A 22615-nucleotide genomic window follows, 5' to 3' on the forward strand; every position below is an offset into this window, starting at 1 on the left:
CGCGTAATCAGGGGGATTTCTTCTATATAGGCCAATTCCAAACCATTCATCAGCAAAAAAACGTTAGTGTGGGAAAATATCCTATTCCACCCAAACGATTGGCTGCTTCTCATGAGATTGTACGCTGCTTGGAGGGCTGCTAAAATACGACCCGGAATGTCGTACCCTCCTCGCTTGATTCAATCTCGATTTCGGCGCCATGATGCTCCGCAATGCTGCGGCACACCGCAAGACCAAGCCCGGTTCCCGTTTCCTTCGTCGTATAAAAAGGGGTGAAAATCGCCTCTATATGCTCCTTCGGAATGCCATGTCCTTGATCGGCTACTTCCAGTATGACATCGCCCTGATTCATTCTCGTCCGAATGGTCAGCTCGCCGCCGCTCTCCATCGCTTCGATTGCATTGCGTGTCAAATTCAGCAGCAGCTGGCGGATCTCCTTCTCCTCCACGGTAACGGGCTCCGTGGCATGCAGTTCAAGCACAATTAAAATGTTGGAGTAGGCCGCATCCGCTTCCAGCAGCGGCAGTATATTCGAAACGAGAACATCCAGCTGCTTCTGTTCTTTTTGCACAAAACGGGTATTCGCCAGTGATAAATATTCTGAAATAATGCCGTTCGCGCGATCGAGCTCGCTAATCATTAAATTTAACGTATCGCGGTAAGAGGCGAGCGTCGTATTTTTCTGCATCAGCTGTAAAAAGCCTTTAATCGTCGTCATCGGATTGCGTACCTCATGGGCGATACTTGCCGCCATGGAGCTGAGCAAATTCAGCTTGTCCATAAGCAGGAGATGCTTTTTGGCTTTGCGCAGCTCCGTAATATCGATGGCAAAGGCGAGAAAATAACGCTTGTTCTTCAGCTCAAGCACTTCGCCCGATATGACGCCATAGCCCGTATCCCCAGACTGCCGCAGAAAGGGAAGCTCGATATTTTCTAATAACCCCTGATCTGGAATCGCTTGCATAATACTATTTACAAAATGGGAATAATGTCCCCGCCGAATCGTCTGCGAAAACTTCTGATTCATCTCTATAATCGTCGCTGTTTCCAAATCTATTAAAAAGTTCATCGTCGCATTCGTATGAAAGGCGCTCGTAAATTTCAGGTTCAAAAGCTCCAAATGCTCCTGAGCTCGGCGGTATTCCGTTACATTGCGCCAGCTGCAGGCGAAGCCATCACCCATTTTATAATAGAGCACATCGTAGCTTTCTTCATCGGTCAGCCACTTATTATACACTCGTTCCTGCCGCAAAACGGGTTTGCCACTGCTCGTCACCTGCTTCAGCACCGCCCTGATCTCTTCTGTAAAATCAGGAAAAAGCTGCGACCACAGCCGGCCCACAGCTTCATCTTTCGAATAATTCATCATGCGGCAAAAGGTATCATTCATGTACTCCGACCGATAATCAATAATGTCTCCACCTTCGTCCCTGACTGTCTTATAATAACTGAAGCCATCCAGCAAATTGTCGAGGCAGGAACGGTACCATAGCTCCTGTGCCGCCAGGTGCTGCTCGAAGCTTTTCTGATGATGCACATCACGCCCTATGACATAAAAGTACATGTTGATCTGATCCAGAGAGACATTCCATTGCAGCCATTTATAAGAGCCGTCTAAGCAGCGGAATCGATTTAAGTACCCGCTTAGCTCCCTGCCTTGTATCAATTGTGGGACTAAAGTATCCATGGATGCTATGTCATCGGGATGCATATACGTGTAAAAATCTTTCATACTATTCAATAAGACAGGATAGCCCAGCATCTTCTGCAAGCCACTGTTATAGTGCACAACGCGGCCGTTGCAGTCCATGACCACAAGCATGTCAAAAGATAGCTCAAATAAATTTTTGAAGTGATCCACCGCCGCAATCTCCTTTTCGCAACAAACTGTTTTCCTGCCTGGCAGGCAACTAGCGCACACGCTTCAACCCGATATTTATCGATTATTGTTATATTATAGCTTATTTTCACCCGCTATGAGTTCCTTTATTTAGGCGAACCAAACACCCCTGTTCTACTAATAGAACAGGGGTGTTTATGAACTGTATCGTTATTCTACTTTAAATTCGCCAGCTGCTTGTGCCAGCTCATTGCTCAAGCTTTCGATCGTTTCAACCATCTCCGCAAGGTTCTGTACCATTGCCGATTGCTCCTGTACCGTTGCTGTTACTTCCTCCACGGAAGCGGATACCTGCTCGCCGGAAGCCGACAAGCTTTGCGCTGCACCAAGCACGCCGTCTTTATCCTGCTCTATCGCTTTAAGCTGGACAGCAATCGTCTTGACCTGCTCAATAATTTCGCGAATATTATCGGTAATGTAGCCAAAGGTTTGCTGCGTCTGCTGCACACTGCTGTTATGCTGCTCCGAAATGGACTCTATCGCCTTCACACTATGGTCGCTTCGCTCTACATATTCAATCGTCTGAGCGACGATTTTATTAATATCTTGGGATTGCAGTGACGTCTGCTCCGCTAGCTTGCGAATTTCCGAAGCGACGACCGCAAAGCCGCGGCCCTGCTCTCCTGCTCTTGCCGCTTCAATGGAAGCATTCAGTGCAAGCAGCTGCGTCTGATTAGCAATGTCGGAAATGGCTCCTGTAATTTGGCGGATGCCCGATGAGCTTTCCGCCAGCTGCGCGGTTACCTCAGAGATGTTGCGCACCTCCAGCTCGCTGCGATGGTTGATTTCCACCAAAGCTTCAATGACCTCATAATTGGCTTTGAATACTTGAGCTACGGAATCTGCTTTCGTTCTAATTTCCTGCGACTTGCTGCTTACGTCAGCAATTTTGTCTCCAACCTCCATGAACTTATCGACGATTGATTCCGTATCGTTAGCCTGTGATTCCATCGCCTTGGCGATTTCCTGGGTCGTAGTCGACGTCTCGGCGATCGAAAGATTCGTTCTATTTGACGTCTCTTCAAGCTCTGACATGCTGTTTTGCAAGACGGCAATCGAGCCGTTCATGCTCGTAATAAGCTGCTTGTTGCGTGAGACCATGACATCAAAGCTATCAGCAAGAACCTTGAACTCCCCACTGTATTTGCCAGTAGCCACCACGGTCAAATCGCCTGAGGCCAGCTTTTTGAATAAGGTTGTCAAGCGGCTGACTGGCTTCGTAATCAGTAGGGATATCCCGATACCAACGGCAATGGAAATAACAATGGCAAAAAGCAATACGATGAACATCTGCTCCATCATATGATTCAATGGTTTATTTACGTCGCTGGACGCGTCCTCAATAATAATGGACCAGTCCGCAATCGGCGTTTTGGAGTAGAAGGCGACCTTATCCGGAAATAATAGCTCATTTTTCATTATTTCATTGCTTGGCGGCAGCTCCAGCACCGCTTTATAATCTTCGGTTTCAAGCACCGTACCAACGAGCGCCTCATCCCCCGAATGATAGATTACCATACCAACGCGATCTAAAATAATGACTTTGCCCTCGTCATTAATTTTTACATTTTGCAATTTATTGACGAAGAAATCAGTAACGAGCGTAACGGCAACAACGCCTTGAACGGCACCCTGCTTGTCCATAACAGGAGCGGCAAGCACGGTTACCAAGTTACCGGTGGATTTGGACACCAGCGCATCGCTCACCGCTGCCTTCCCTTTAATCGCCTGCTGAAAATAATCACGATCCGAGCGGCTGTTATTCAATACAGATTCGTTGCTGCTGGCGACAATCAAGCCATTTTTGTCCAAAACCAAAATGGTCTCCGTTCCCTGCATGCCTTGAATACTCGTTGTTAATCGTTCATTTACGCTCGTTAAAGCCGTATTGTCAGCTGTGAAAAACTGCTCCTCCGCTACCGAGCTGCTATTGTGCAAATTCACAATATCAAGGATAGGGGCCTGAACCGACAGCAGAAATACGGATTGCTGCGCCAGCTCAATCGACGAATACAGCCCTTCTCCGATGCGATCGGAGGTAGAACGAATTTCATCCTTGCTCTTATCAATTGTAATTTCCGCTGCGATGCGATAGCTTAAAATGCCCGTTGCCGCAAGCACGATACATACGAGCAAGCAGATCATCACGGGAAGCTTAACGCGAAATGACAGATTAGTTAAAAATTTTAATGGACTAGATGCTTTCATTTCGTCACTCTCCTCTAGCTTAAAGTAAACCCTTTTACCTAGTTATATCGGTTAACTCAAGAAGGATAGTAAGTGCCAAGCCCATTAATTAAAACATTTTTTGTAGAATAGCCTTTCCATTTCATGGCATTAATCAACACGTCATTTCATAACAAAAAACACAGGGAACGCTTTCGTCCCTGTGCTTAGCCGCTTGCTTACATCGAGGAGCCGAATTGAATCCACGCTTGCTGGATTTCGGTAATCGTCTGCTCCTTCGTTTTTCCGCCACTAACGTAGCTCTGCATCAGCTCGCCAAATTTTTGATGGAACGTGTCGAGGGAATAGTTGACCGACAGATCGCCAGATTTCTCCGTCTTCAAAATCTCTTCCATCTGCTTAGGCATATCCAGATCCGGCAGCGCTGCATCTTTAATTGGCGGAATAACCTTCGCGACTTCCGAAAACCATTTTTTACCGTAGTCGGAGGTATACAGCCAGTTGAAAAATGCAATTGTTTCCGCCGCAACAGCGGAATCCTTGTTGATGCGCAGCGCCTGATCTGCTCCCGTTACAAGCAGCGCTTGCTCTGGCTTGTCGCTGACCGGATAGCCTGCGATGCCAATCTCGATGTCAGGTGTAATTTTTTTGATCGCTTCCTCGTCCCATGCGCCCTTGCCCGTCATGAAGGCCGCTTTGCCTGAAGCAAAGTCACTTACTTCGGCGTTGCTATCACGCTCCAGCGGCTTGTCTGTCCCGTGCTTCACGGTCAGATCGATGAACTGAAAGAAATTATCGCTGAGCACAGGATGGTCCTTAAATGTCGTTTCGCCTGCGATGAACTGACCCACCAGCTCTTTCGGCGTGGTGCCTGCATCCTCCGCAGCTGCGTTGACGAAGTTTTGGAAAATATGCTTCCATACCCACCACTCTTTGTAGGCGTTGGCAAATGGCGTAATGCCCTTCGCTTCCAGCTTGGCAACCGCATCCTCAAGCTCTGCTGTCGTCTTCGGGGCGGCAGTAATGCCCGCGTCCGCGAGCAGCTTTTTATTATAAATCATCATCATTAAATTGCCCTTGACCGGAAGCCCAAGCACCTTGCCGTCGCTCGATGTCATATTAACACGTACCGCATCCATCATAGCTGCCGCAAGCGGCTCATTCGTCAAATCTGCGCTGTATTCGGCAAAGGTGTCAATGTCGCCGCCCGCTGTCGTTTGGAATACATCCGGCGTGCTTCCCGCTGCGATTTTCGACTTCAGCACCGTATTGTAATCGGCTTGCATAATTTCCAGGTTGATCGTGACGTTCGGCTTTACTTTTTTGTATTCGGCAATGTAAGCATTAAACGCATCGGTATATTCGGGAGAAGCGGTGAACATGTTGATCGTAACCGGCTTAGCCTCATTCGCAGCGCCGCCAGCCTCGGCTGAGCTGCTCGCTTCCGGCGTATTGCCGCTGTTGCTCGTGGTGCTGCCATTGCCGCTGCCGCAAGCAGCCAGCATGACCGAAGCCAGGACGATACTGGTGGACATGGACATGATTTTTTTGAACATGGTAGGGCCCCCATTTCTTTTCGCTTGGAATACAAGTCTTCGCTGCTTATTCTAAAGAAAAGGATAGGAGATAAACATGCAGATAAGTGGTGTATTAAGGGTAAAAAAGTGGTATATGGCTGTGGGCTCCCCTAACCATTCCCCTTGCTGCTCCGATATTCCGAAGGCGAAAGGCTGTAATAATTGCGGAATGCCTTGCTGAAATAATTGTTGTCCTTGTAGCCGAGCAGCTCGGAAATATCTTGAATTTTGAGCGCCGAATCGTCCAGCAGCTCCCGCGCTTTATCCATCCGCACCTTCTGTACATATTCATGAATGCCGCAGCCAAACTGCTGCTTGAACAGCTTCATCAAATACTCGCGGCTGAGAAAATATTTATCGGTATATAGCGAGATTTTAATATCCTCAAAATAATAACGGTCGATATGGGCTTTAATATCGGCAATATCGAACGGCTTCTGCACGGCCTGCGCTGCCCTCAGCTGCTCATGGTAGAAGCTTAGCAGCCGCTGAAGCAGCGCGGCGAACTGCTCGAAGGTGGCAAAATCGAGCGAAAGCCCCCAGCTGCGCAAGCTTTCCTCGCTGCCGGCCGGCAGCCGCTCCTGCGGAACGCCAAGCGCAAGCGACAGGTCGCCAAGCAGCACGATGCCCTCGCGAATGATGCGATCGGCCTCGCCCAAGCTCAGCTTGTCCGCCTCCTGCCAGCTGCGGGCCAGCTCGCTGATGATGCTGCTCGCCTGCTGAAGATTGTCGCCCGCCAGCGCTTGGCGGATGACCGCCATACGCCCTGGCAGCGACAGCCCCTCCTTCGGCTGCCGCTTCTCTGTACCCATGGCAGCTGCTCCCGGCGTGCGGCTACCGCTGCCATTGCCGCTGCCGCTGCCGCGATGCTCAGCCGCGGCAGCTCTAACAGCTGCTGCTCCATTCATGCGCAGCAGGTCCATCTCACCCAGCGCTGTGCGCGCTTCTTCGAAGGAGGCGGCCATGTCCAGCGCCTCCGTTACCGGGCCGCCGATGCCTGCGGCGACCCTAATGCCGAATAGCCGCTGGAGCGTAGCGGCTATTGCATTCACCTGATGCAGCGCCCGATAGGCTGCATCGGCTGCACCACCGCCATTCATGGTCAGAATGGCGAACAGCTCGCGCTCCTGCTTCGGATTCGCGAAGCTGAACGCTTGAAAGTGCGCGCCCGCCACCTCATTGACGACGTTGCTGACGGCGAAATGCAGCAGCTCCGTATCGCCGTGGAAGCGGCTGCGCCTGACCTGGTCTAGATTCAAAATGCGCAACAGCACAACGACGAAGCGATTGGCCTTGTCGTCCGCGCCAATGAGCGGCAGAAACGCTTCATTCGCCTGCTGCTTAAAACTGCGTTCGAGAATGGACAAATACATCTTCTCCTTGAGCCCTGGCAGCGACAGGTTGAGGGTAATATTTTGCGCAATAAAATCGCTCTCCTGCCTGCGCTTCGCCTCCAGCACATCCATTGCCTTGCGCAGCGCCTGATTCAGCTCTGTCCGGTTTACGGGCTTGAGCAAATAATCGACGACTTTGGAGCGAATCGCCTGCCGCGTATATTCAAAGTCGTTGTAGCCGCTGACGACAATGGTCAGCAGCCCCGGGTACTGCTGCTCCACGGTTTGCAGCAGCTCCGCCCCATTCAGGCCAGGCATCTTCATATCGACGATAGCCAGTTCCACCTTATGCTCCGCAAGCATGCGCAGTCCGCTTAACCCATCTGCAGCCTCCAGCACCTGCTCCACGCCAAGTCCCTCCCAGTCGCCAAGCAGCCGAATGGCCTCGCGCAGCGGCTCTTCATCATCAATGATCAGCACCGTATAATTCATGAACCGTTCCCTCCTCGCCGGGGCAGCCGCATCGCCAGCTCCGTCCCCGCTTGATCGCTCTTAATGAGCAGCTCAGCCTCTTCCCCATACAGCAGCTTCAGCCTCGTGTAAAGGTTGACGAGCCCAATGTTGTCGCTCTCCCGCTGGCCCCATTCGCGCCGCAGCGAAGCCTCCACCTGGCCCAGCCTGCCTTGCGTAAAGCCCGGCCCGTCATCCTGAACAGCGATCAGCGCTGTTCCGTCCTCTTGAATGGACGCCTTAATGCCAATGGTGACGGTGCTTGTTACCTTCTCCAGCCCATGCTTGATCGCGTTCTCGACCAGCGTCTGCACCGAAAGCTTCGGAATCTCAAGCTCCATCAGCGCTTCCTCCCACTCATAGACGACCTGCAATCTGGCGCCGAACCGCGCCGTTTGCAGTGCCATATAACGCTCAATATGCTTCAGCTCCTCGCGCGCAAACACAATATCCTTCCCGCTGATGCAATAGCGGAACGTCAGCGCCAGCGCATCGATCATATCCGCGACGTCATACGTTTGATGCTTGAGCGCTTTCGTGGAGATTGCTTGCAGCGCATTGTACAGAAAATGCGGATTGATCTCCGCCTCCAGCGCCTTTAAAATCGCATGGTTTTCCGCCAGCTTCATCTTGTAGCGCTCATTAATCAGCTCATTCGTCCGCCTGACCATCAAATTGAAATGGCGCGATAAATAAGCAATTTCATCGCGGCCCTTCACCTCGGCCTCCGCGTCAAAGCTGCCTGCGCTGAATCGGCTCATTTGGCGGGATAATTTCTTGAGAGGCTTTGTGATAGCGCTCGACATCAAGCTGACGAGCACGACTGCGAGCAGCAAAAACAGCACGCCAATGGCATAGTTCAGATTGCGCGTCTTCGTCGCGGCCTCGTAAATTTGCGAATAAGGAATCGGCTTAATCAGCTTCCAGCCGCTTTTCTCCGCCACATTGTAAATAATTAAATATTTCTGCTCCCCCTGCACCCAAGTAAACGGCCCCGTTCCGCCATCCAGCTTTTGCAGCACACCTGCGTCCCGCAGCTCCGTGTAGAACGCTTCATCATCCAGCTCAAAAGGCTCATTATCCGGGCTGACATACAGCAAATGCTGGCCTTCGCTAAACGGTATATCCTTCACAATCGCGTCCTTGACTGAAGCGTTGTAATAAAAAGAAAGCACCGCCTGCGGCTTGCGCGTCTTAATCGAACGCATGACCCGGTGGTACGCCATAAAGCTGGCCTGCTGAATTTCGGCGGAATAGCCGAAATCCGCCTCCGCACCTGGTCCCGACAGCGATTGATACGCTTGATTGCTCGGATCTGCCATCGCCTTGGCATACCATGGCTGCTCCGCAATGACGGTGTTCGTTCCCGTCCGCACCGTTATATTGTAATTTTCTCTCGTTATCGCATAATACTTCTGCTTCTCTACGACATACAAGTAGATAGCCTCCAAGTCGCTGCGGGAATAAAACAGATTGCGCAAATAATTTTCAACATACATCTTGGAGGAATAGTCCTCTGACTCGTGCATAATGGCATAGGTAATTTCATCGTAGCCGATTTGCGGCAAGGAAATTTGCTCGATGCCCTTCAGATAATCCTCTAAATTGCGGCCAACGAGCAGCAGGTTGTTCGTTGTACTATCGATGCTGTTGCCGACCGATTCCTTCTCAAGCATCTGGTAGGAGATGAAGTTCAGCGAAGCCACAACCAGCACAATGACACCCGTAAACAGTAAAATCAGCTTATTGACCAGCCTTCTGGCAACCAGCTCCCGCCAAAAAGAAAGCAGCTCCCACACCTTGCCCGCAATCGCTTTCATCATCGTTTCACGCTCCGCATACAGTTCACCTTTTTACCCCTAACTGTTTTCTATAATCCATTTAGACGGGCAACCGTCTGCTCTATAATACACATTAAAGCTAGATTGGAAAATGCTTTTTCCAGCGTAAGCAGCTGTCGCCATCCTCTGGCTGCGAGGCTTGCAAGCGTGGATGAAATAGACGAATTGGGGTGCATCATATGTTCAAAGCATTAGGTAAAAAATGGGGCGGAAAGCTGGAATTCACCTTGTTCAGCCTGCCTGTACTGATTTGTATTGCCATTGCCTTTTATATTCCTTTTGCCATGACCATCCGTTATTCCTTAACCAAATGGAACGGTATTTCCAAGCATCCGAAATTTATTGGGCTCGATAACTTCAAGCAAATTTTTCTGAATGATGCGAATTTCACCAGCTCGGCGTGGTTTACGATTAAATACGCCGTACTGTACATCGTGCTTGTCAATGTACTGGCGATTGGGCTTGCGGTTCTGCTCGACATGAAGCTGCGCACGACCAATTGGCTGCGGGCCGCTTTCTTTATTCCGTACATTTTGAGCCTCGTGATCGTCGGCTTCATCTGGAAGTTTATTTTCATGCAGGGCTTTGAATCACTGGGAGAAAGTACAGGCTGGGGGATTTTTGATTTAAGCTGGCTTGGCACGCCGGGGCTTGCCTTTGTTTCGATTTTGCTCGTATCGATCTGGCAATCGATTGGCTTCTACCTCGTTATCTATATCGCGGGGCTGCAATCGGTGCCGGGAGATTTAAAGGAGGCCGCAACGGTAGACGGCGCGGGCCCGTTCCGCACCTTTTTCAACATTACGCTGCCCCTGCTCGCCCCTTCGATTACGATTGCCGTCTTTATGGCGCTGACAAATTCGATCAAGGTGTTTGATGTCATTTTGTCGCTGACGGGTGGCGGGCCGGGCGGCTCGACCTACAGCATCGCCTATGACATTTACCGCGATACGTTCCAGAACAATTTGTATGGCTACGGTACGGCGAAAGCGCTCATTCTGTTCGTTGCCGTGCTGTTCATTACGATCATTCAATTAACGCTGTTCAAGCGCCGGGAGGTAGAGGCCTAATGAGAAAAAATCGCCCAGTCGGACGCTACGCACTGGAAGCCGTCATGCTTCTGCTCTCGCTGCTGTTTCTATACCCGCTGTTTCTGGCCATTAATAACTCGTTCAAAAGCTTTGGAGAAGTGATGAGCGATGTTATCGCGCTGCCTGAGAAGATTATTTTTGAAAACTATGCTTATGTGTGGCAGTTTATCAATTACCCGAAGCTGTTCATGAACAATCTGGTCATTACGATTGTTGGCCTTGCAGGTATTATTCTCGTCTCATCTATTGCTGCCTACAAGCTGGCGCGTACAAAAACGCGGATGAGCGGCCTGATCTATCTGCTCTGCATTATGCCGATGCTCATTCCGTTCCAGTCGATTATGCTGACGGTGCTCCAATTCGCCAAACAGCTGCATTTGTCAGAGAGCACCTGGGGACTTGGCGTGCTGTATTGGGGCTTTGGCGCTCCGCTTGCTGTCTTTATTTATCACGGCTTCGTGAAAGGCATCCCGCAGGAAATCGACGAAAGCGCGACGATGGACGGCGCATCTGGCTTTCGGCTGTTTTTCCTCGTTATTTTCCCGCTGCTACAATCGGTCACGACGACCATCATTATTATTGATGTAATGTGGATCTGGAATGACTTCCTGCTGCCGCTGCTTATGGTGAACGGATCGCCGGATACGAAGACGCTGACGCTTGCGGCGTACACGTTCGTCGGCCAATATACATCCGACTGGCAATATGCAATGACCGCCATGGTCATGGCCGTGCTGCCTTCGATTATCGTCTTTATTTTTCTGCAAAAATACATCGTCAAAGGCGTCGTTGCCGGAGCGGTGAAAGGCTAAAACTAGCGAAATTTGAGCAAGGAAAAGGCCCGTCCTTTACGAAGGATGGGTCTTTTCCTTATTTTTCTGTTTAGCGGTTTAGTTTTGTCTTCCAGACGCAATCATGATAAAATGCTTGAACACTGCACGGGATGAAAGCGCTATAATTCACATTTACTTTCTAGCATGCATGAAAGGGTGGGCAAATTGGGACGCTGGAGAAACGCACGTTATCAGACAAAGCTGCTCATTTTATTTTTTCTGCTCAGCAGTATCCCTGCTTTCATTATAGGAGCTGTCGGCTCAACGAAGTCATCGGGTACGTTGGAGGCACAGACGACGCAGGACCTGAAGGTCATATTGGCACAGCTCAACGCCTCCATTGAACGGCAAATTAGCGACTTTGACCGTTTCAGCATGCTGCCTTATTTTATGCCAGAGGTGTTTTCCTTTCTGAACAAGCCTGCGATCTCGCCTGAACAGTGGGGTACAGAGGAGATTAACGCCCAAAAAACGATGGCACGGCTCATGAGTGCCTATCCGTCCATTAATTCCTCCATTAACGGCTTGATGGTTTATGGCATGAACGGGTCGATTAATGGCTACCGCATAGATGGGGACAGCACCATTAATGGGGCCTATGACGCCAAGAATGAGGACTGGTATCAAGAGGTGATGGCGGGGAAGGGCCATTTCGCCGTGACCGGCATTCAGAACATTCAGCAGTTTAAAAGCAATTCTTTTGAAGCCATCATTGGAGCTCGGCTGTTGATGGACGAGGACTACAAGCCGCTGGCTGTCACAGTGATGTTCATCTCCCCGCGCTTTATTTCGAATCTTGTACGCTCGCTAGAGCTGCCAAATGCGCAAGTAACTGTCATAGATAGAGACGGTCATTTAATTTATGCCTCGAATGCCATGCTTGCAGCTGAGCTTCAGAAACACGCAAGCCAAAATAATCAGCATGACGAGTGGGAAGTTTCCATTGATGAACAAGCTGGAGGCAAAACCTTTAGCGGTGTTTCCTTGAAAAGCGATTATCTGGAATGGCAGATTTATATGGGTGTGGACAAGGATGCTATGCTGCAAAGCAGTCGTTCCATTCAGAGCTTTACGATCCTGATTATTATTTGCGTTGCTGTACTGGCGGCCGTTTCCTCCCTCCTAATCGCGCGAGGGTTTTCCCAGCCGATCTCCAGACTTATAAGCTCCATGCGCAAAGTAGAAAAAGGGCAGTTTTTTACGCCCGAGGCGCATGGCCGCTCCGATGAAATCGGCCAGCTGGAAAGCAGCTATGGCCGAATGGTCATTCGACTGGAGGAGCTCATTCAATCCATTGAAGAGAAGGAACGGCAAAAGCGGCATGCCGAGCTTTACGCGCTGCGGGCCCGTATTCAGCCCCATTTTTTATACAATACGCTCAATTCTATTCGCATGCTGGCTGTGCTCCAGCAATCTGGGCAAATCGCCAAGCTGATTCAATCGCTGAATAAGCTGCTCCATGCCAATATGAAGCTCGACAGTGAGCTCGTTACGTTTGAGGAAGAGATTCGGCTGCTGCGCGACTATGCGACGTTAATGGATTTGCGCTATACGAATGTATTTGATATGGAGTGGCATATTCCGCCAGAGCTGAATCAGGCAGCCATACCGCCCATGCTGCTGCAGCCGCTGCTGGAAAATGCTATTTTTCACGGGGCCAAGGGGCTGGAGAGGAAGCTGCATATTTCGCTGGAAGCCCGCCTCGATCAGAAGGATAACCGCCTGCTGGTCATTGAGCTGCGGGATGATGGGAGCGGTTTCGACAGTCCAGCCTTAGAGCTGCTGAGGCGGCCGCAAAGCGATACCGGCACACAAAATATTGGGCTGCGCAATGTGCAGGATCGCATCCGGCTGCGTTTTGGCGATGAGTATGGCTTATGTTTTGAGCGCACAGAGACACTTACGATCGTGACGGTCAGAATGCCCTATCGGATATTAGAGAAGGAGGAGAATACGGATGTGGAATCTGCTCGTCGTTGAAGATGAATCCATCGCAAGACTAGGCCTGCGCCATATGGTAGATTGGGAAAAATACGGCGTTCATTGGAAGGCCGAAGCCTCGAATGGGGAAGAAGCACTGCTGGCTATGGAGTCCGCGCAGCCTATCCATATTATCCTTACGGATATTCGAATGCCCGGCATGGACGGTCTCACTTTTGCCAAGAAGGCGCTGGAGCGCTATCCCGACGTGCAAATTATTTTTATCAGCAGCTACGATAATTTCACCTATGCCAAAGAGGCCCTTCGCCTCGGTGCCGTCAACTATTTGCACAAGCCAACGATGGATGAGGAGGAGATTGGCGCTTCCCTGCTTAAAGCTTCGGCGAAGCTTGCGCATACCACAGCTCCCCAGCCAGCTTATACGGAAGAGGAGAAAAATCAATATCTGCTGTCGCTGCTCGATGAGCATACGTTCCCTGAACAGCCGCTGCTGGCAGAGCTTGCGCAGCCTGCCTTTGAGACAGGCTTTCGGCTGACCGTCTTCCGCAAACGCGACGATGCCGCCCCTATGCAGGACGCCGGGCATTTGCGCTTCCGCTCCCTCCAGCATCTCATTGCCGAATTTGTTACGAAGGAATGGGGCGGAATTGTTTTTCATCGCAATTACCGCGAAGTAATCTGGCTTTGCCCGCAATATGCGGGCTCAACGGGTGCGGCCCGGGCTCAGAGGCATGGTGTACACGGCGATACCGACAAAGAGGAAAAAAAGTGTCCCGCCGAATTAAACAAGCTGCTCGATATGGTACGGCAGAAAACGCTGGAGCTGCTGAATGTAGCAATCATCTGCTCCGTCAGCTCGCGCTACAGCTCCCTCCAAGAGCTGCCGAAGGCCTATATGGAAACGCTGCTGCAGCTGCCTTTAAACGAGCAAAGCGATAATTTTATCGTTCGAAAATCGAAGGCTTTTATCGACCAGCATTTGCTGGAGGACTTGACGCTCGTAAAAGTAGCGGCTTCCATCCATGTCAGCCCAAGCTATTTAAGCCGCATTTTTCAAAAGGAGATCGGGGAAAGCTTCAGCGAATATGTCATTCGGCACAAAATCGAGCATGCACAGCAGCTTCTGCGCACGACAAGCCATAAAGTATATGAAATTTCCGCGGCTATCGGTTATATGAATCCGCATTATTTTAGCAAGCTGTTCAAAGAACGCACGGGCGTTTCTCCACTCGAATATCGCAATCAATAAGCTTTTTCTAAAGCCTTGCGCCTTGTGCCTCCTGCTTCTTCCCTCCAAGAGAAGAACTCAGGGGGCTCTTTCGCTTGTCCGCCTTTCCCTATTGAAGCATATGGGCATAAAAGCATAGGAAAACGCATCGTTCGTCTACTTACAGGGGCGCATTGTCAGGCTTAGCACAAGCAAACAGTCATATTAATGCACAAAAAGATGCTTTGGACAGCTACGCATGAGCAGCAGCATCCTATAAAATGAAGCCATTCACCAAATACCATGTATTTTTATGAACAGAGAAGGAGGAACAGCATGACTCGCACATGGTCAGAGCCTTTCGAGGCTGAGCAGTGGAATCGTTTTGAGCTTCGCATAGAAGGGCCGCAGGAAGGAAATCCCTATAAGGGCGTTGTGCTCAGCGCCGAATTTCAATTCGGGCATCGGTCTGTTAAGGTTGACGGCTTCTATGATGGCAATGGACAATACATCATTCGCTTCATGCCGGATTGCATAGGCTCATGGTCCTTCACTACGAGCAGCAGCACGGCGCAACTGGATGGCCTGCAAGGAACACTCCTCTGCACCGCCCCCACGTCAGCTAAAAATCATGGGCCTGTGAAGGTTGATCACATTTTTCATTTCAGCTATGCCGACGGAACACCCTTCTATCCGGTTGGAACAACTGCTTATGTATGGAACCATCAAGGGGAGCAGCTTGAACAGCAAACGCTGCGCTCGCTGAGCAAAGCACCTTTCAACAAAATTAGGATGTGCGTGTTTCCCAAGCATTATGATTATAATGCCACCGAGCCGGAGCATTTTGCTTTCGCAGGGTCCTTGCAGGAGGGCTTTGATTGGGAGGCGTTCAATCCTGAATTTTGGCGCCGCCTGGAATCACAGCTGGAGCAATTACAGCTTCTCGGCATTGAAGCAGATTTAATTTTATTCCATCCCTATGACCGCTGGGGCTTCTCGCGCATGGCTGCTGAATCGGACGATTATTATTTGCGGTACGCGCTGGCAAGGCTAGCCTCCTTCCGCAACATATGGTGGTCGCTTGCGAATGAATATGACCTGCTGTTCGAGAAGAAGATGACGGACTGGGACCGGTTTTTCCGCATCATTCAGGAGCATGATCCTTATCAGCATCTTCGCTCCATTCATAACTGGCATAATCCCGAAATCCATTATAGAAGCAACCTGCACTGGTATGATCACGGGAAGCCTTGGGTCACACATGCCAGCATCCAGCATGCCGACTTGAATTTTGTAACAGAATGGCGCGAGCTGTACCGTAAGCCGATTGTCATCGATGAATGCCGCTATGAAGGCAATCTGAATCACGGCTGGGGCAATCTTACCGCAGAGCGAATGGTCGAATGCTTCTGGGAAGGAATGGCTCAAGGCGGTTATGTCACTCATGGAGAAACGTACGTTCATCCAGAAGATATCATTTGGTGGTCGCATGGAGGCGAATTGCATGGAAGCAGCGCGGAGCGGATTGCATTTCTGCGCAGCATCATGGAAGAAGGGCCAAGACTCGATACGAGCCGCATTAATTTCAAATGGGATGCTTCTGCTGGCGGCGTGGAGGGCGAATATTATTTGATTTATTTTGGCGCCAGCCGCCCCGCGTTCCGCAGCTTAACGCTTCCGGAAGGCGCAGCATTCCGAATTGATTTAATTGATACCTGGGCGATGTCGATATCGCCGCTGGAAGGGGAATTTGCGGGGGAATGCAAGGTTCCGCTTCCCGGCATTCCTTATCAAGCGCTGCGCATCAGCAAGATTTAAGTGTAACGGTTTTTTTGATGGATCACCATTTGATGAACCACACATTGATTAACGACTATTTGATTGACCACTAGAGGGGGATTCTCATGACAAAAAGATGGCAAGCATTTGTAGGCTTATTAATAATCGCACTTATTGCAGCCGGCTGCTCTTCCAGCGGCGGCACAAATTCAGAGGCTGGCAGTACGAGCGGTACAAGCAGTTCAGGCAGTGCAAAGAAAACCGTCGTATCCGTGTGGGCTTTGCAGGAGCACACCTGGATTGACGGAGCTGCTGCTGACTTTAATGCGGCTCATTCTGATATTCAAATCGAGGTTAGCAAATATGCCGTTGACCCGCTGAAAGAGGCGCTAAAGGTAGCTGCTAACTCAGGAACGCTCCCTAATATGTGGTTTACATGGGGCGGTTCTCTAGGTTCCTTTTATGCCGAAAATGGACTTACAGCTGATTTGACTCAGATTGCCAAGGATCATAATTGGCCTTCGCTTTACAATCAAGCTGCTATTGATATGGGAACCTACAACGGTAAAGTGTCCGGCATACCCTATCACTTAAATGCCGTGGATATGTGGTACTCCAAAACAGCCTTTGACAAGGTTAAGCTTACCGCTCCTACCTCCTTTGAGGAGTTTGAAGGGCATCTGCAAGCGTTGAAGGATGGCGGTATTATTCCACTCTCGCTTGGCGGGAAAAACGGCTGGCACGTCATGCGTCTGACAGAGCAGCTGCTGGAGCATTTTGCAGGCCCTGAGCTGCATGACAAGCTGAACAGCCTGACTGCCTCGTGGAACGATCCGGCCGTTGTTCAAACGTTCGCAAAGCTCAAGGAATATAACGATAAGGGCTATTTCCCTAAAGGTTACGTTGCCCTTGATCCAACAGAGGCTGTAAATCTCTTCTATCCGGGTACTACAGGAATCGACATTGAAGGCACATGGCTCGACGGCAATATTGCAGCAGCCGGGTTTAATGTCAATGATTTTGATGTATTCAAGTTCCCTACCGGCCGTTCATCCGTATTTGCCGAAATGTTCCAAGTCAGCGCCGACCTTGATCAAGCGACGCTTGAGGCTACCATTAAAGTAGGCGAATATTTGACTGGTGCTGAGGTAGTCAATAAATATATTGATACTTACGGCACCCCCGCTGCTCTTAATGTCACCTATTCGGAAAACACGCCTCACCTGAAGCCTCTGCTCGATATGGCGACGAAAGGCAGCTTCCTCATTACCGACCAAGCACTTCCTCAGGAAGTCGTACAGAAGCTGTTTGAAGCGCAGGACAAGGTCGCTCTAAAAGAATGGACGCCTGAGCAGGCTGCGGAAGGAATGGAAAAGGCCGCTGCGGACTATAAGGCTAAAAATAAAATAAGCTAGGCCGCATTAATGAAGCGCTGTAAATGAGAAAAGAGATGGAGCGCGGCTGCTTTGCCGTCTCCATCTTGATTCGCAAGGAGGAATGAAGCTTGAAAATCGGCGTATTAAAGCCCTGGCTGTTTGTGTTTCCCGCCCTTTTCATCTATATTGCCGTTATCTTTATCCCAACGCTCTACACGCTTTATCTCAGCTTCTTTAACTGGAACGGCGTTGCGCCTACGAAAACCTTTGTCGGCTTAAGCAATTATACGGAGCTGCTGCTGCACGATTCCGTCTTTCCAAGAGCAGTCGCCAACAATCTGTTATGGACGCTCGGCTCTTTGACAATCATTATGGGAATCGGCCTGATGCTGGCGATATTATTGAATCAAAAGCTGAAGGGCCGCATCATGTTTCGCGGTATTTTTTATTTCCCTTACGTATTATCCGGTGTCATCGTCGCGACGATCTGGACATGGATGTACAATCCCATGCAAGGATTTTTCAATAAAGCGCTGGAGCTGATTGGACTTGGCAGCTGGGCGCAGGCTTGGCTGGCGGAACCTAAATTCGCCCTCTATGCCGTGTTCGTTGCAGCTGTCTGGAATGGCGTTGGGCAGCCGATGGTGCTGTTTCTCGCTGGACTACAGACGATTCCACAGGACCCTTATGAAGCCGCAACGATTGATGGTGCCAAGCCCCGGCAAATGTTCTGGTTTATTACCGTCCCTCTGCTGCGGGAAACGTTTGTTATTGTGGTGGCCATCACGATGGTATCTTCCATGAAGGTATACGATTTAATCTATGCAATGACGGGCGGAGGCCCGGCGGAAAGCACCCATGTGCTGGCTTCATGGATGTATATTCAGACGTTCAAATTTGCCAATATTGGCACAGGTTCAGCCATTTCCATGTTTTTAGTTCTCATTACGCTGGTCATTATTATCCCTTATGTTTATTACACCACTAAAAAATCGCATTTGTAATATGGAGGAAGGATGGTGTCCATCCGATGGAACAGCGCGTTCATCCCGTCAGTAAGGCACTTAAATATGTTTTAGTCGTTGTATTAGCAGCCATCTTTCTGCTGCCCGTTTTATTCATTGCCTTTACAGCGCTAAAGTCGAGCAGCGACTTGCTGACACGTCCTTTTTATATGTTCCCCGAAAAGCTGCAATGGCACAATTTTGTGCAGGCTTGGGAGCAAGGGCGCATGAGCATGTATATGAAAAATACAGCGTTTATCGCCTTAATCAAGGTTCCCCTTGGCATTTTGATTGAAGCGCTCGCCGCCTTTGCCCTGACGCGGCTGGCTTTCAAGGGAAGCGAGTGGCTGTTCGCCTTGTTTCTCATCGGCATGATGGTTCCCATGCAGGCTACGCTCGTTCCGCTCAATATGATTCTCAACAAGCTTGGGCTTGTCGACACGTATCCCGGCATTATTCTCATTTATTTGGGCTTCGGCATCCCGTTCGGCATTCTGATCCTCCGTGGATTTTTCCGCACCATACCTAAGGAAATTGATGAGGCTGCACTAATTGACGGCTGTGGGGTCATGGGGAAGTTTTTCAAGATCATTATTCCATTATCGATGCCCGCCATTGCAACGCTGTTTATTTTTGATTTTATGGCCACCTGGAATGAATTTCTGCTGGCCCAAATTTTTATTACCAAGGATTCGATGCGTACCATTACGACAGGGCTGCTGGCATTCCGTGGCCAATATTCGGCGAACTACCCTCTGATGAACGCAGGCGTGCTCATTTCGGTCGTACCGGTGCTAATCGTCTATGTCGCGTTTCAGAAATACTTCGTATCCGGCCTCGCTGGTTCCGTGAAGGGCTAGGCTGGAAAAGAAACCGTCCCCTCGGCATACGGCAGCTTCACGCTGCCATTTTGCCGAGAAACGGTTTCTTTGCGGTTGTTTCTACTACTATCGTATACTGGGGAAAAGGAATAGGCTGGAAAAGAAAAAGGAGTGGGGAAGTTCAATGAATGTACATGAAGAAATAGAACAATTGAAATATCAAATGAAGCTCATGAGGACGATTATGGCGAAAGATGAGTTTCCATTCTACCTATTTTTATTGGATCATGATTTCACGGAGCAGCAGACAAGAGCGTTGCACGATGTGCTGTATATGTTAAATCATCGCATGAAGGGGACTGCCGCCGCTAGCGATGAGCATAGCATCCGCTTTTATAACGCAAAGGTTGCCGACATTCAGCAGCGTCACACGCTATTCTCCAGTCCAAACCATCCTTTGTTTGCCGATGCTCCCCCATCCTATCATGAGTTTGCTGCCTACGTTTCGGCTGTTGTGCCGGAGGATGTAAACCCCGATTACTTACTTATGGCTCTGAACAATCAGGAGGTTTATTCCGACCTATGCCGCCTGCTATTAAATCAAAAATAAAGCCTTTCTTAACGACTCCAGCCTGCTGCATGAGTCCGCGACAGCAGACCGATCCTATTATTATAAGCTTGGCAATCTACCGTTAGCTGAAAAACCGCACCTTGCCTTTAAAGGCGATGGCGCAGGCGGCTCTGTTATCAGCAAGCACGCTGGCATTTTGCAATATGGCTGTGGAATTGAGCCATTGGCAAGGGTCGAGCCTTTTTAGCTGCTCCAGCGTACTCAGCCTGCGGATTTCCAAGAGCGGGCCGGTTAGCACCCATAGCTCATCGTTTTGTTCATGAATAGCAAGCTTAGAAGCGACGGACCGCTCAATGACGGCCGTATGCAGCTGCTGTGCCCGCTCCACATCCCAAACGCTGAGCAATCCATGTTTCCAACGGCTATGATCCTCCGCCGAAATGAGCGTTGCTCCATCTTCGCTGAACGTTATCGCGCTGACTGTAACACCTTCCTCCAGTACAATCGCCCGCCGCTGAATCGTATAGACGCCGCCCCACTCACTCATGCTGATTATTTTAATCGTATGATCGCTTGCCGGATAAGCAAGCATGGAGCTGCCATGTGCAAAAGCAATCGTATTCGCAAGCGCCATGCGACCATGATCTTGCACCGTCACAAAATCATGATCGAAATATACGATACTGCCGCTATTCAGCTCCCATACAGCAACCTCCTGGCCAATAACGCCGACCGCCAGCATCCGCTCATCCTCGCTGAAGGCAACCGCACCGATTCGTCCTTCGCGAAACGCATGCTGCAGCACACACTGTCCACTGCTTGTTTCTATAACAAACACGGTGTGGAAACACGACATATCCACCTCATCTACAAATGGAAGCACATCGCCCTCGGCCACCGGAATAACGACGACATAACGGCCATTGCCGCTAAAGCTGACATGCGTATAAAAGCTCTGATTAGGCGCATCACGAAGCGGCTCCTGTATGTCAGCACAGAACCCCCAATGCTGCACCGGCTTCCCGCTATGTACATGAAAGAGATCTACAACGCCAATTCCACTGCCAATCGCCAGCAGGCTGGAGTCGGGACTAAAGCACAACGCAGCCCTATCTGCTGCAGCTTTGCTTTCAGTACGATTATCCATAGCTTCCCCATCTCCTCTGTCGATTACAGCTTGAAGCTGGCCATCCGCTGTAAGCCACACGCGGACGATGCCGTCATTATAGAGGACGGCTGCCAAGCTGCCCTCGGCATTCAGCGCTAGCTCGCAGATGCCGCTTTCTTGCCCCGCTGCAAGCTCCCCGAATTGCTGGAAGGTTGAGCGGCTGCGATCAAGCTGCTCCCACTCCATCCGTGCTTCGCGAATGACAATCCACTGCTCCAATTCGTCTAGCCGCTCTGCTACGAACGGCGTGCAGCCTTTCTCTCGCTTAGCCAAATTCAGCTTCTCTCCCGCATCCACCACGTTGTAATCTTCATAGTCCATTAGCGAAAAATAATAATAAATCGCCGCCCGCAGCTGCGTATCAAGCTGTGCGCCATACTCCATCAGCCTGGCGAAGCCACGCCCTGCTGCAAGCTTGCTCCCTAGCGCGTAATCCAGCGCTGACCGAATGAAATTCAGCTGATAATTGGCCGTATAGCTGTGATTATAAATGCCATTCCACGTATACAGCAGCGATTGAAGCGCTGGGTAATGCGCCTCTGCTTCCTCCGCATGCCCGCTGTAAAGCTGCGCTTCTACATATAAGTACAGCGTATCAAAGCCTTCCTGGCAGCCCGCTTCACTTCTAATATCAGCGGGAATGGCTACCGCCTCCTGCAACGCTTGAATGGACCGATGAAATTCACCGGTCCTGTTCCATTTTTTTATTTGCTCCAGCTTGCTTCTGTTGATCATTCGCCTTCCCCTTCCAATCTAACCGTTATCCTCTCCTCTCGCACAAAAAAAGGAACGGCGATCCATCCAGTGACGGGGAATTCGGCATTTACATGACGCATTCTCGGCTAACGAACGCTTAACAGCATTCAGCCTTTAATGGCGATATAAATACGAACGGCTGCTTCCCCATCCTGATAATCATTTTTATCATATCGCTCAAAATCACCCGTATACGCCCGCTGCTCGGCAGCTGTCTCATAATAAGCCCAAATTTCCTGCCAAGCCTCGATGACGACCTGCGGCATAGGCCCTCTCCTCGTCTCGAAAACCCGGTACATAGAGCTCGGCACAACAATTTGCTGTAGGTTTGCTGCGGCAGATGCCCCTGTTGTTTCTGTTGTCATGGGCAGGTCTAAATCATAGGCATGTCCGATGAAAGCCGTGTAAGCGCCGCTTGCATCCGTTTCATAGTCCGTATATACCCCATAAATAAAATCGTCTTGAGCTTGAGCCTCATTGGAGTGCGTACCCGCCAGTTGAAAATACTGTGTCCAGAGCGCAGGAATTCGCCCATTCGGCCCCGCTTCCTCCTGATTTGTTGTCCGAACGCCGATGCCCGCCAGTTTCAAGGTCCCTTGCTGCTCCACTATTGATTTCATCATGTCATTTCCTCTTTTCCATAAGCACAGCGGCTAAGGTGCGAGCCATTCACCATGCTTACTTAGATTTACCCAAAGCTTATCGCATCTTATCAGACA

At 50.1% G+C, this 22615-nt stretch carries 16 protein-coding genes; 9 read left to right on the forward strand and 7 right to left on the reverse strand.

The genetic code is table 11. The features are described 5' to 3' along the window. Positions 1-139: 139 nt before the first annotated feature. The 5 genes from ACSR9A_RS04395 to ACSR9A_RS04415 form a co-directional block, all read right to left on the reverse strand. Positions 140-1861 (reverse strand): ATP-binding protein, encoded by a 1722-nt coding sequence (locus tag ACSR9A_RS04395; protein ID WP_473755878.1) that lies wholly within the window; start codon positions 1859-1861, stop codon positions 140-142. 189 nt (positions 1862-2050) lie between these two features. Beyond that, positions 2051-4108 (reverse strand): methyl-accepting chemotaxis protein, encoded by a 2058-nt coding sequence (locus ACSR9A_RS04400; protein WP_473755879.1) that lies wholly within the window; start codon positions 4106-4108, stop codon positions 2051-2053. Positions 4109-4305: 197 nt separating this feature from the next. Beyond that, positions 4306-5643 (reverse strand): extracellular solute-binding protein, encoded by a 1338-nt coding sequence (locus tag ACSR9A_RS04405; protein WP_473755880.1) that lies wholly within the window; start codon positions 5641-5643, stop codon positions 4306-4308. A gap of 131 nt (positions 5644-5774) precedes the next feature. Beyond that, the gene (locus tag ACSR9A_RS04410; RefSeq protein ID WP_473755881.1) at positions 5775-7490 is read right to left on the reverse strand and encodes a response regulator; all 1716 of its coding nucleotides are present in this window, start codon (positions 7488-7490) and stop codon (positions 5775-5777) included. Continuing rightward, positions 7487-9331, reverse strand: coding sequence for a sensor histidine kinase (locus ACSR9A_RS04415; RefSeq protein WP_473755883.1), 1845 nt, complete (start codon positions 9329-9331; stop codon positions 7487-7489). Before ACSR9A_RS04415 ends, ACSR9A_RS04410 begins: the two co-directional genes overlap by 4 nt. 197 nt (positions 9332-9528) lie before the next feature. Here ACSR9A_RS04415 and ACSR9A_RS04420 point away from each other — a divergent pair, with 197 nt between their 5' ends. The 9 genes from ACSR9A_RS04420 (at position 9529) to ACSR9A_RS04460 (ending at position 20011) form a co-directional block, all read left to right on the forward strand. Continuing rightward, on the forward strand, positions 9529-10419 hold the full coding sequence (locus tag ACSR9A_RS04420; RefSeq protein WP_473755884.1) for a carbohydrate ABC transporter permease: 891 nt from the start codon (positions 9529-9531) through the stop codon (positions 10417-10419). After that, positions 10419-11252 carry a carbohydrate ABC transporter permease gene (locus tag ACSR9A_RS04425; protein WP_341280087.1) on the forward strand — a complete coding sequence of 278 codons (834 nt, stop codon included), beginning with the start codon at positions 10419-10421 and terminating at the stop codon, positions 11250-11252. Before ACSR9A_RS04420 ends, ACSR9A_RS04425 begins: the two co-directional genes overlap by 1 nt. Positions 11253-11429: 177 nt before the next feature. Beyond that, on the forward strand, positions 11430-13253 hold the full coding sequence (locus ACSR9A_RS04430; protein WP_473755885.1) for a cache domain-containing sensor histidine kinase: 1824 nt from the start codon (positions 11430-11432) through the stop codon (positions 13251-13253). Beyond that, positions 13231-14463 carry a helix-turn-helix domain-containing protein gene (locus ACSR9A_RS04435; protein ID WP_473755886.1) on the forward strand — a complete coding sequence of 411 codons (1233 nt, stop codon included), beginning with the start codon at positions 13231-13233 and terminating at the stop codon, positions 14461-14463. The genes ACSR9A_RS04430 and ACSR9A_RS04435 overlap by 23 nt, the downstream gene beginning before the upstream one ends. Before the next feature lie 294 nt (positions 14464-14757). After that, positions 14758-16239 (forward strand): DUF5605 domain-containing protein, encoded by a 1482-nt coding sequence (locus ACSR9A_RS04440; protein WP_473755887.1) that lies wholly within the window; start codon positions 14758-14760, stop codon positions 16237-16239. An 86-nt stretch (positions 16240-16325) separates the two neighbouring features. Further along, positions 16326-17615: an ABC transporter substrate-binding protein gene (locus tag ACSR9A_RS04445; protein WP_473755889.1), complete on the forward strand. Its 1290-nt coding sequence runs from the start codon at positions 16326-16328 to the stop codon at positions 17613-17615. A gap of 89 nt (positions 17616-17704) precedes the next feature. Beyond that, on the forward strand, positions 17705-18580 hold the full coding sequence (locus tag ACSR9A_RS04450; protein ID WP_473755890.1) for a carbohydrate ABC transporter permease: 876 nt from the start codon (positions 17705-17707) through the stop codon (positions 18578-18580). Positions 18581-18606: 26 nt separating this feature from the next. Next, positions 18607-19440 (forward strand): carbohydrate ABC transporter permease, encoded by an 834-nt coding sequence (locus ACSR9A_RS04455; protein WP_473755891.1) that lies wholly within the window; start codon positions 18607-18609, stop codon positions 19438-19440. Between the two features lie 145 nt (positions 19441-19585). Beyond that, the gene (locus tag ACSR9A_RS04460) at positions 19586-20011 is read left to right on the forward strand and encodes a hypothetical protein (protein WP_473755893.1); all 426 of its coding nucleotides are present in this window, start codon (positions 19586-19588) and stop codon (positions 20009-20011) included. An 82-nt stretch (positions 20012-20093) separates the two neighbouring features. Here ACSR9A_RS04460 and ACSR9A_RS04465 read toward each other — a convergent pair whose 3' ends face one another. Then, positions 20094-21875 (reverse strand): WD40 repeat domain-containing protein, encoded by a 1782-nt coding sequence (locus ACSR9A_RS04465; RefSeq protein ID WP_473755895.1) that lies wholly within the window; start codon positions 21873-21875, stop codon positions 20094-20096. Positions 21876-22003: 128 nt separating this feature from the next. Next, the gene (locus tag ACSR9A_RS04470; protein ID WP_473755896.1) at positions 22004-22519 is read right to left on the reverse strand and encodes a GyrI-like domain-containing protein; all 516 of its coding nucleotides are present in this window, start codon (positions 22517-22519) and stop codon (positions 22004-22006) included. Positions 22520-22615 lie beyond the last annotated feature (96 nt).

Source organism: Paenibacillus sp. R-74696, from assembly GCF_055814915.1.

What these genes read in the sequence shown, in the direction of transcription:
- ACSR9A_RS04400 (WP_473755879.1), bottom strand. Translation starts at nt 4,108, where the DNA reads ATGAAAGCATCTAGTCCATTAAAATTTTTAACTAATCTGTCATTTCGC.
- ACSR9A_RS04405 (WP_473755880.1), bottom strand. Translation starts at nt 5,643, where the DNA reads ATGTTCAAAAAAATCATGTCCATGTCCACCAGTATCGTCCTGGCTTCG.
- ACSR9A_RS04410 (WP_473755881.1), bottom strand. Translation starts at nt 7,490, where the DNA reads ATGAATTATACGGTGCTGATCATTGATGATGAAGAGCCGCTGCGCGAG.
- ACSR9A_RS04415 (WP_473755883.1), bottom strand. Translation starts at nt 9,331, where the DNA reads ATGATGAAAGCGATTGCGGGCAAGGTGTGGGAGCTGCTTTCTTTTTGG.
- ACSR9A_RS04420 (WP_473755884.1), top strand. Translation starts at nt 9,529, where the DNA reads ATGTTCAAAGCATTAGGTAAAAAATGGGGCGGAAAGCTGGAATTCACC.
- ACSR9A_RS04425 (WP_341280087.1), top strand. Translation starts at nt 10,419, where the DNA reads ATGAGAAAAAATCGCCCAGTCGGACGCTACGCACTGGAAGCCGTCATG.
- ACSR9A_RS04435 (WP_473755886.1), top strand. Translation starts at nt 13,231, where the DNA reads ATGTGGAATCTGCTCGTCGTTGAAGATGAATCCATCGCAAGACTAGGC.
- ACSR9A_RS04440 (WP_473755887.1), top strand. Translation starts at nt 14,758, where the DNA reads ATGACTCGCACATGGTCAGAGCCTTTCGAGGCTGAGCAGTGGAATCGT.
- ACSR9A_RS04445 (WP_473755889.1), top strand. Translation starts at nt 16,326, where the DNA reads ATGACAAAAAGATGGCAAGCATTTGTAGGCTTATTAATAATCGCACTT.
- ACSR9A_RS04455 (WP_473755891.1), top strand. Translation starts at nt 18,607, where the DNA reads ATGGAACAGCGCGTTCATCCCGTCAGTAAGGCACTTAAATATGTTTTA.
- ACSR9A_RS04460 (WP_473755893.1), top strand. Translation starts at nt 19,586, where the DNA reads ATGAATGTACATGAAGAAATAGAACAATTGAAATATCAAATGAAGCTC.
- ACSR9A_RS04465 (WP_473755895.1), bottom strand. Translation starts at nt 21,875, where the DNA reads ATGATCAACAGAAGCAAGCTGGAGCAAATAAAAAAATGGAACAGGACC.
- ACSR9A_RS04470 (WP_473755896.1), bottom strand. Translation starts at nt 22,519, where the DNA reads ATGATGAAATCAATAGTGGAGCAGCAAGGGACCTTGAAACTGGCGGGC.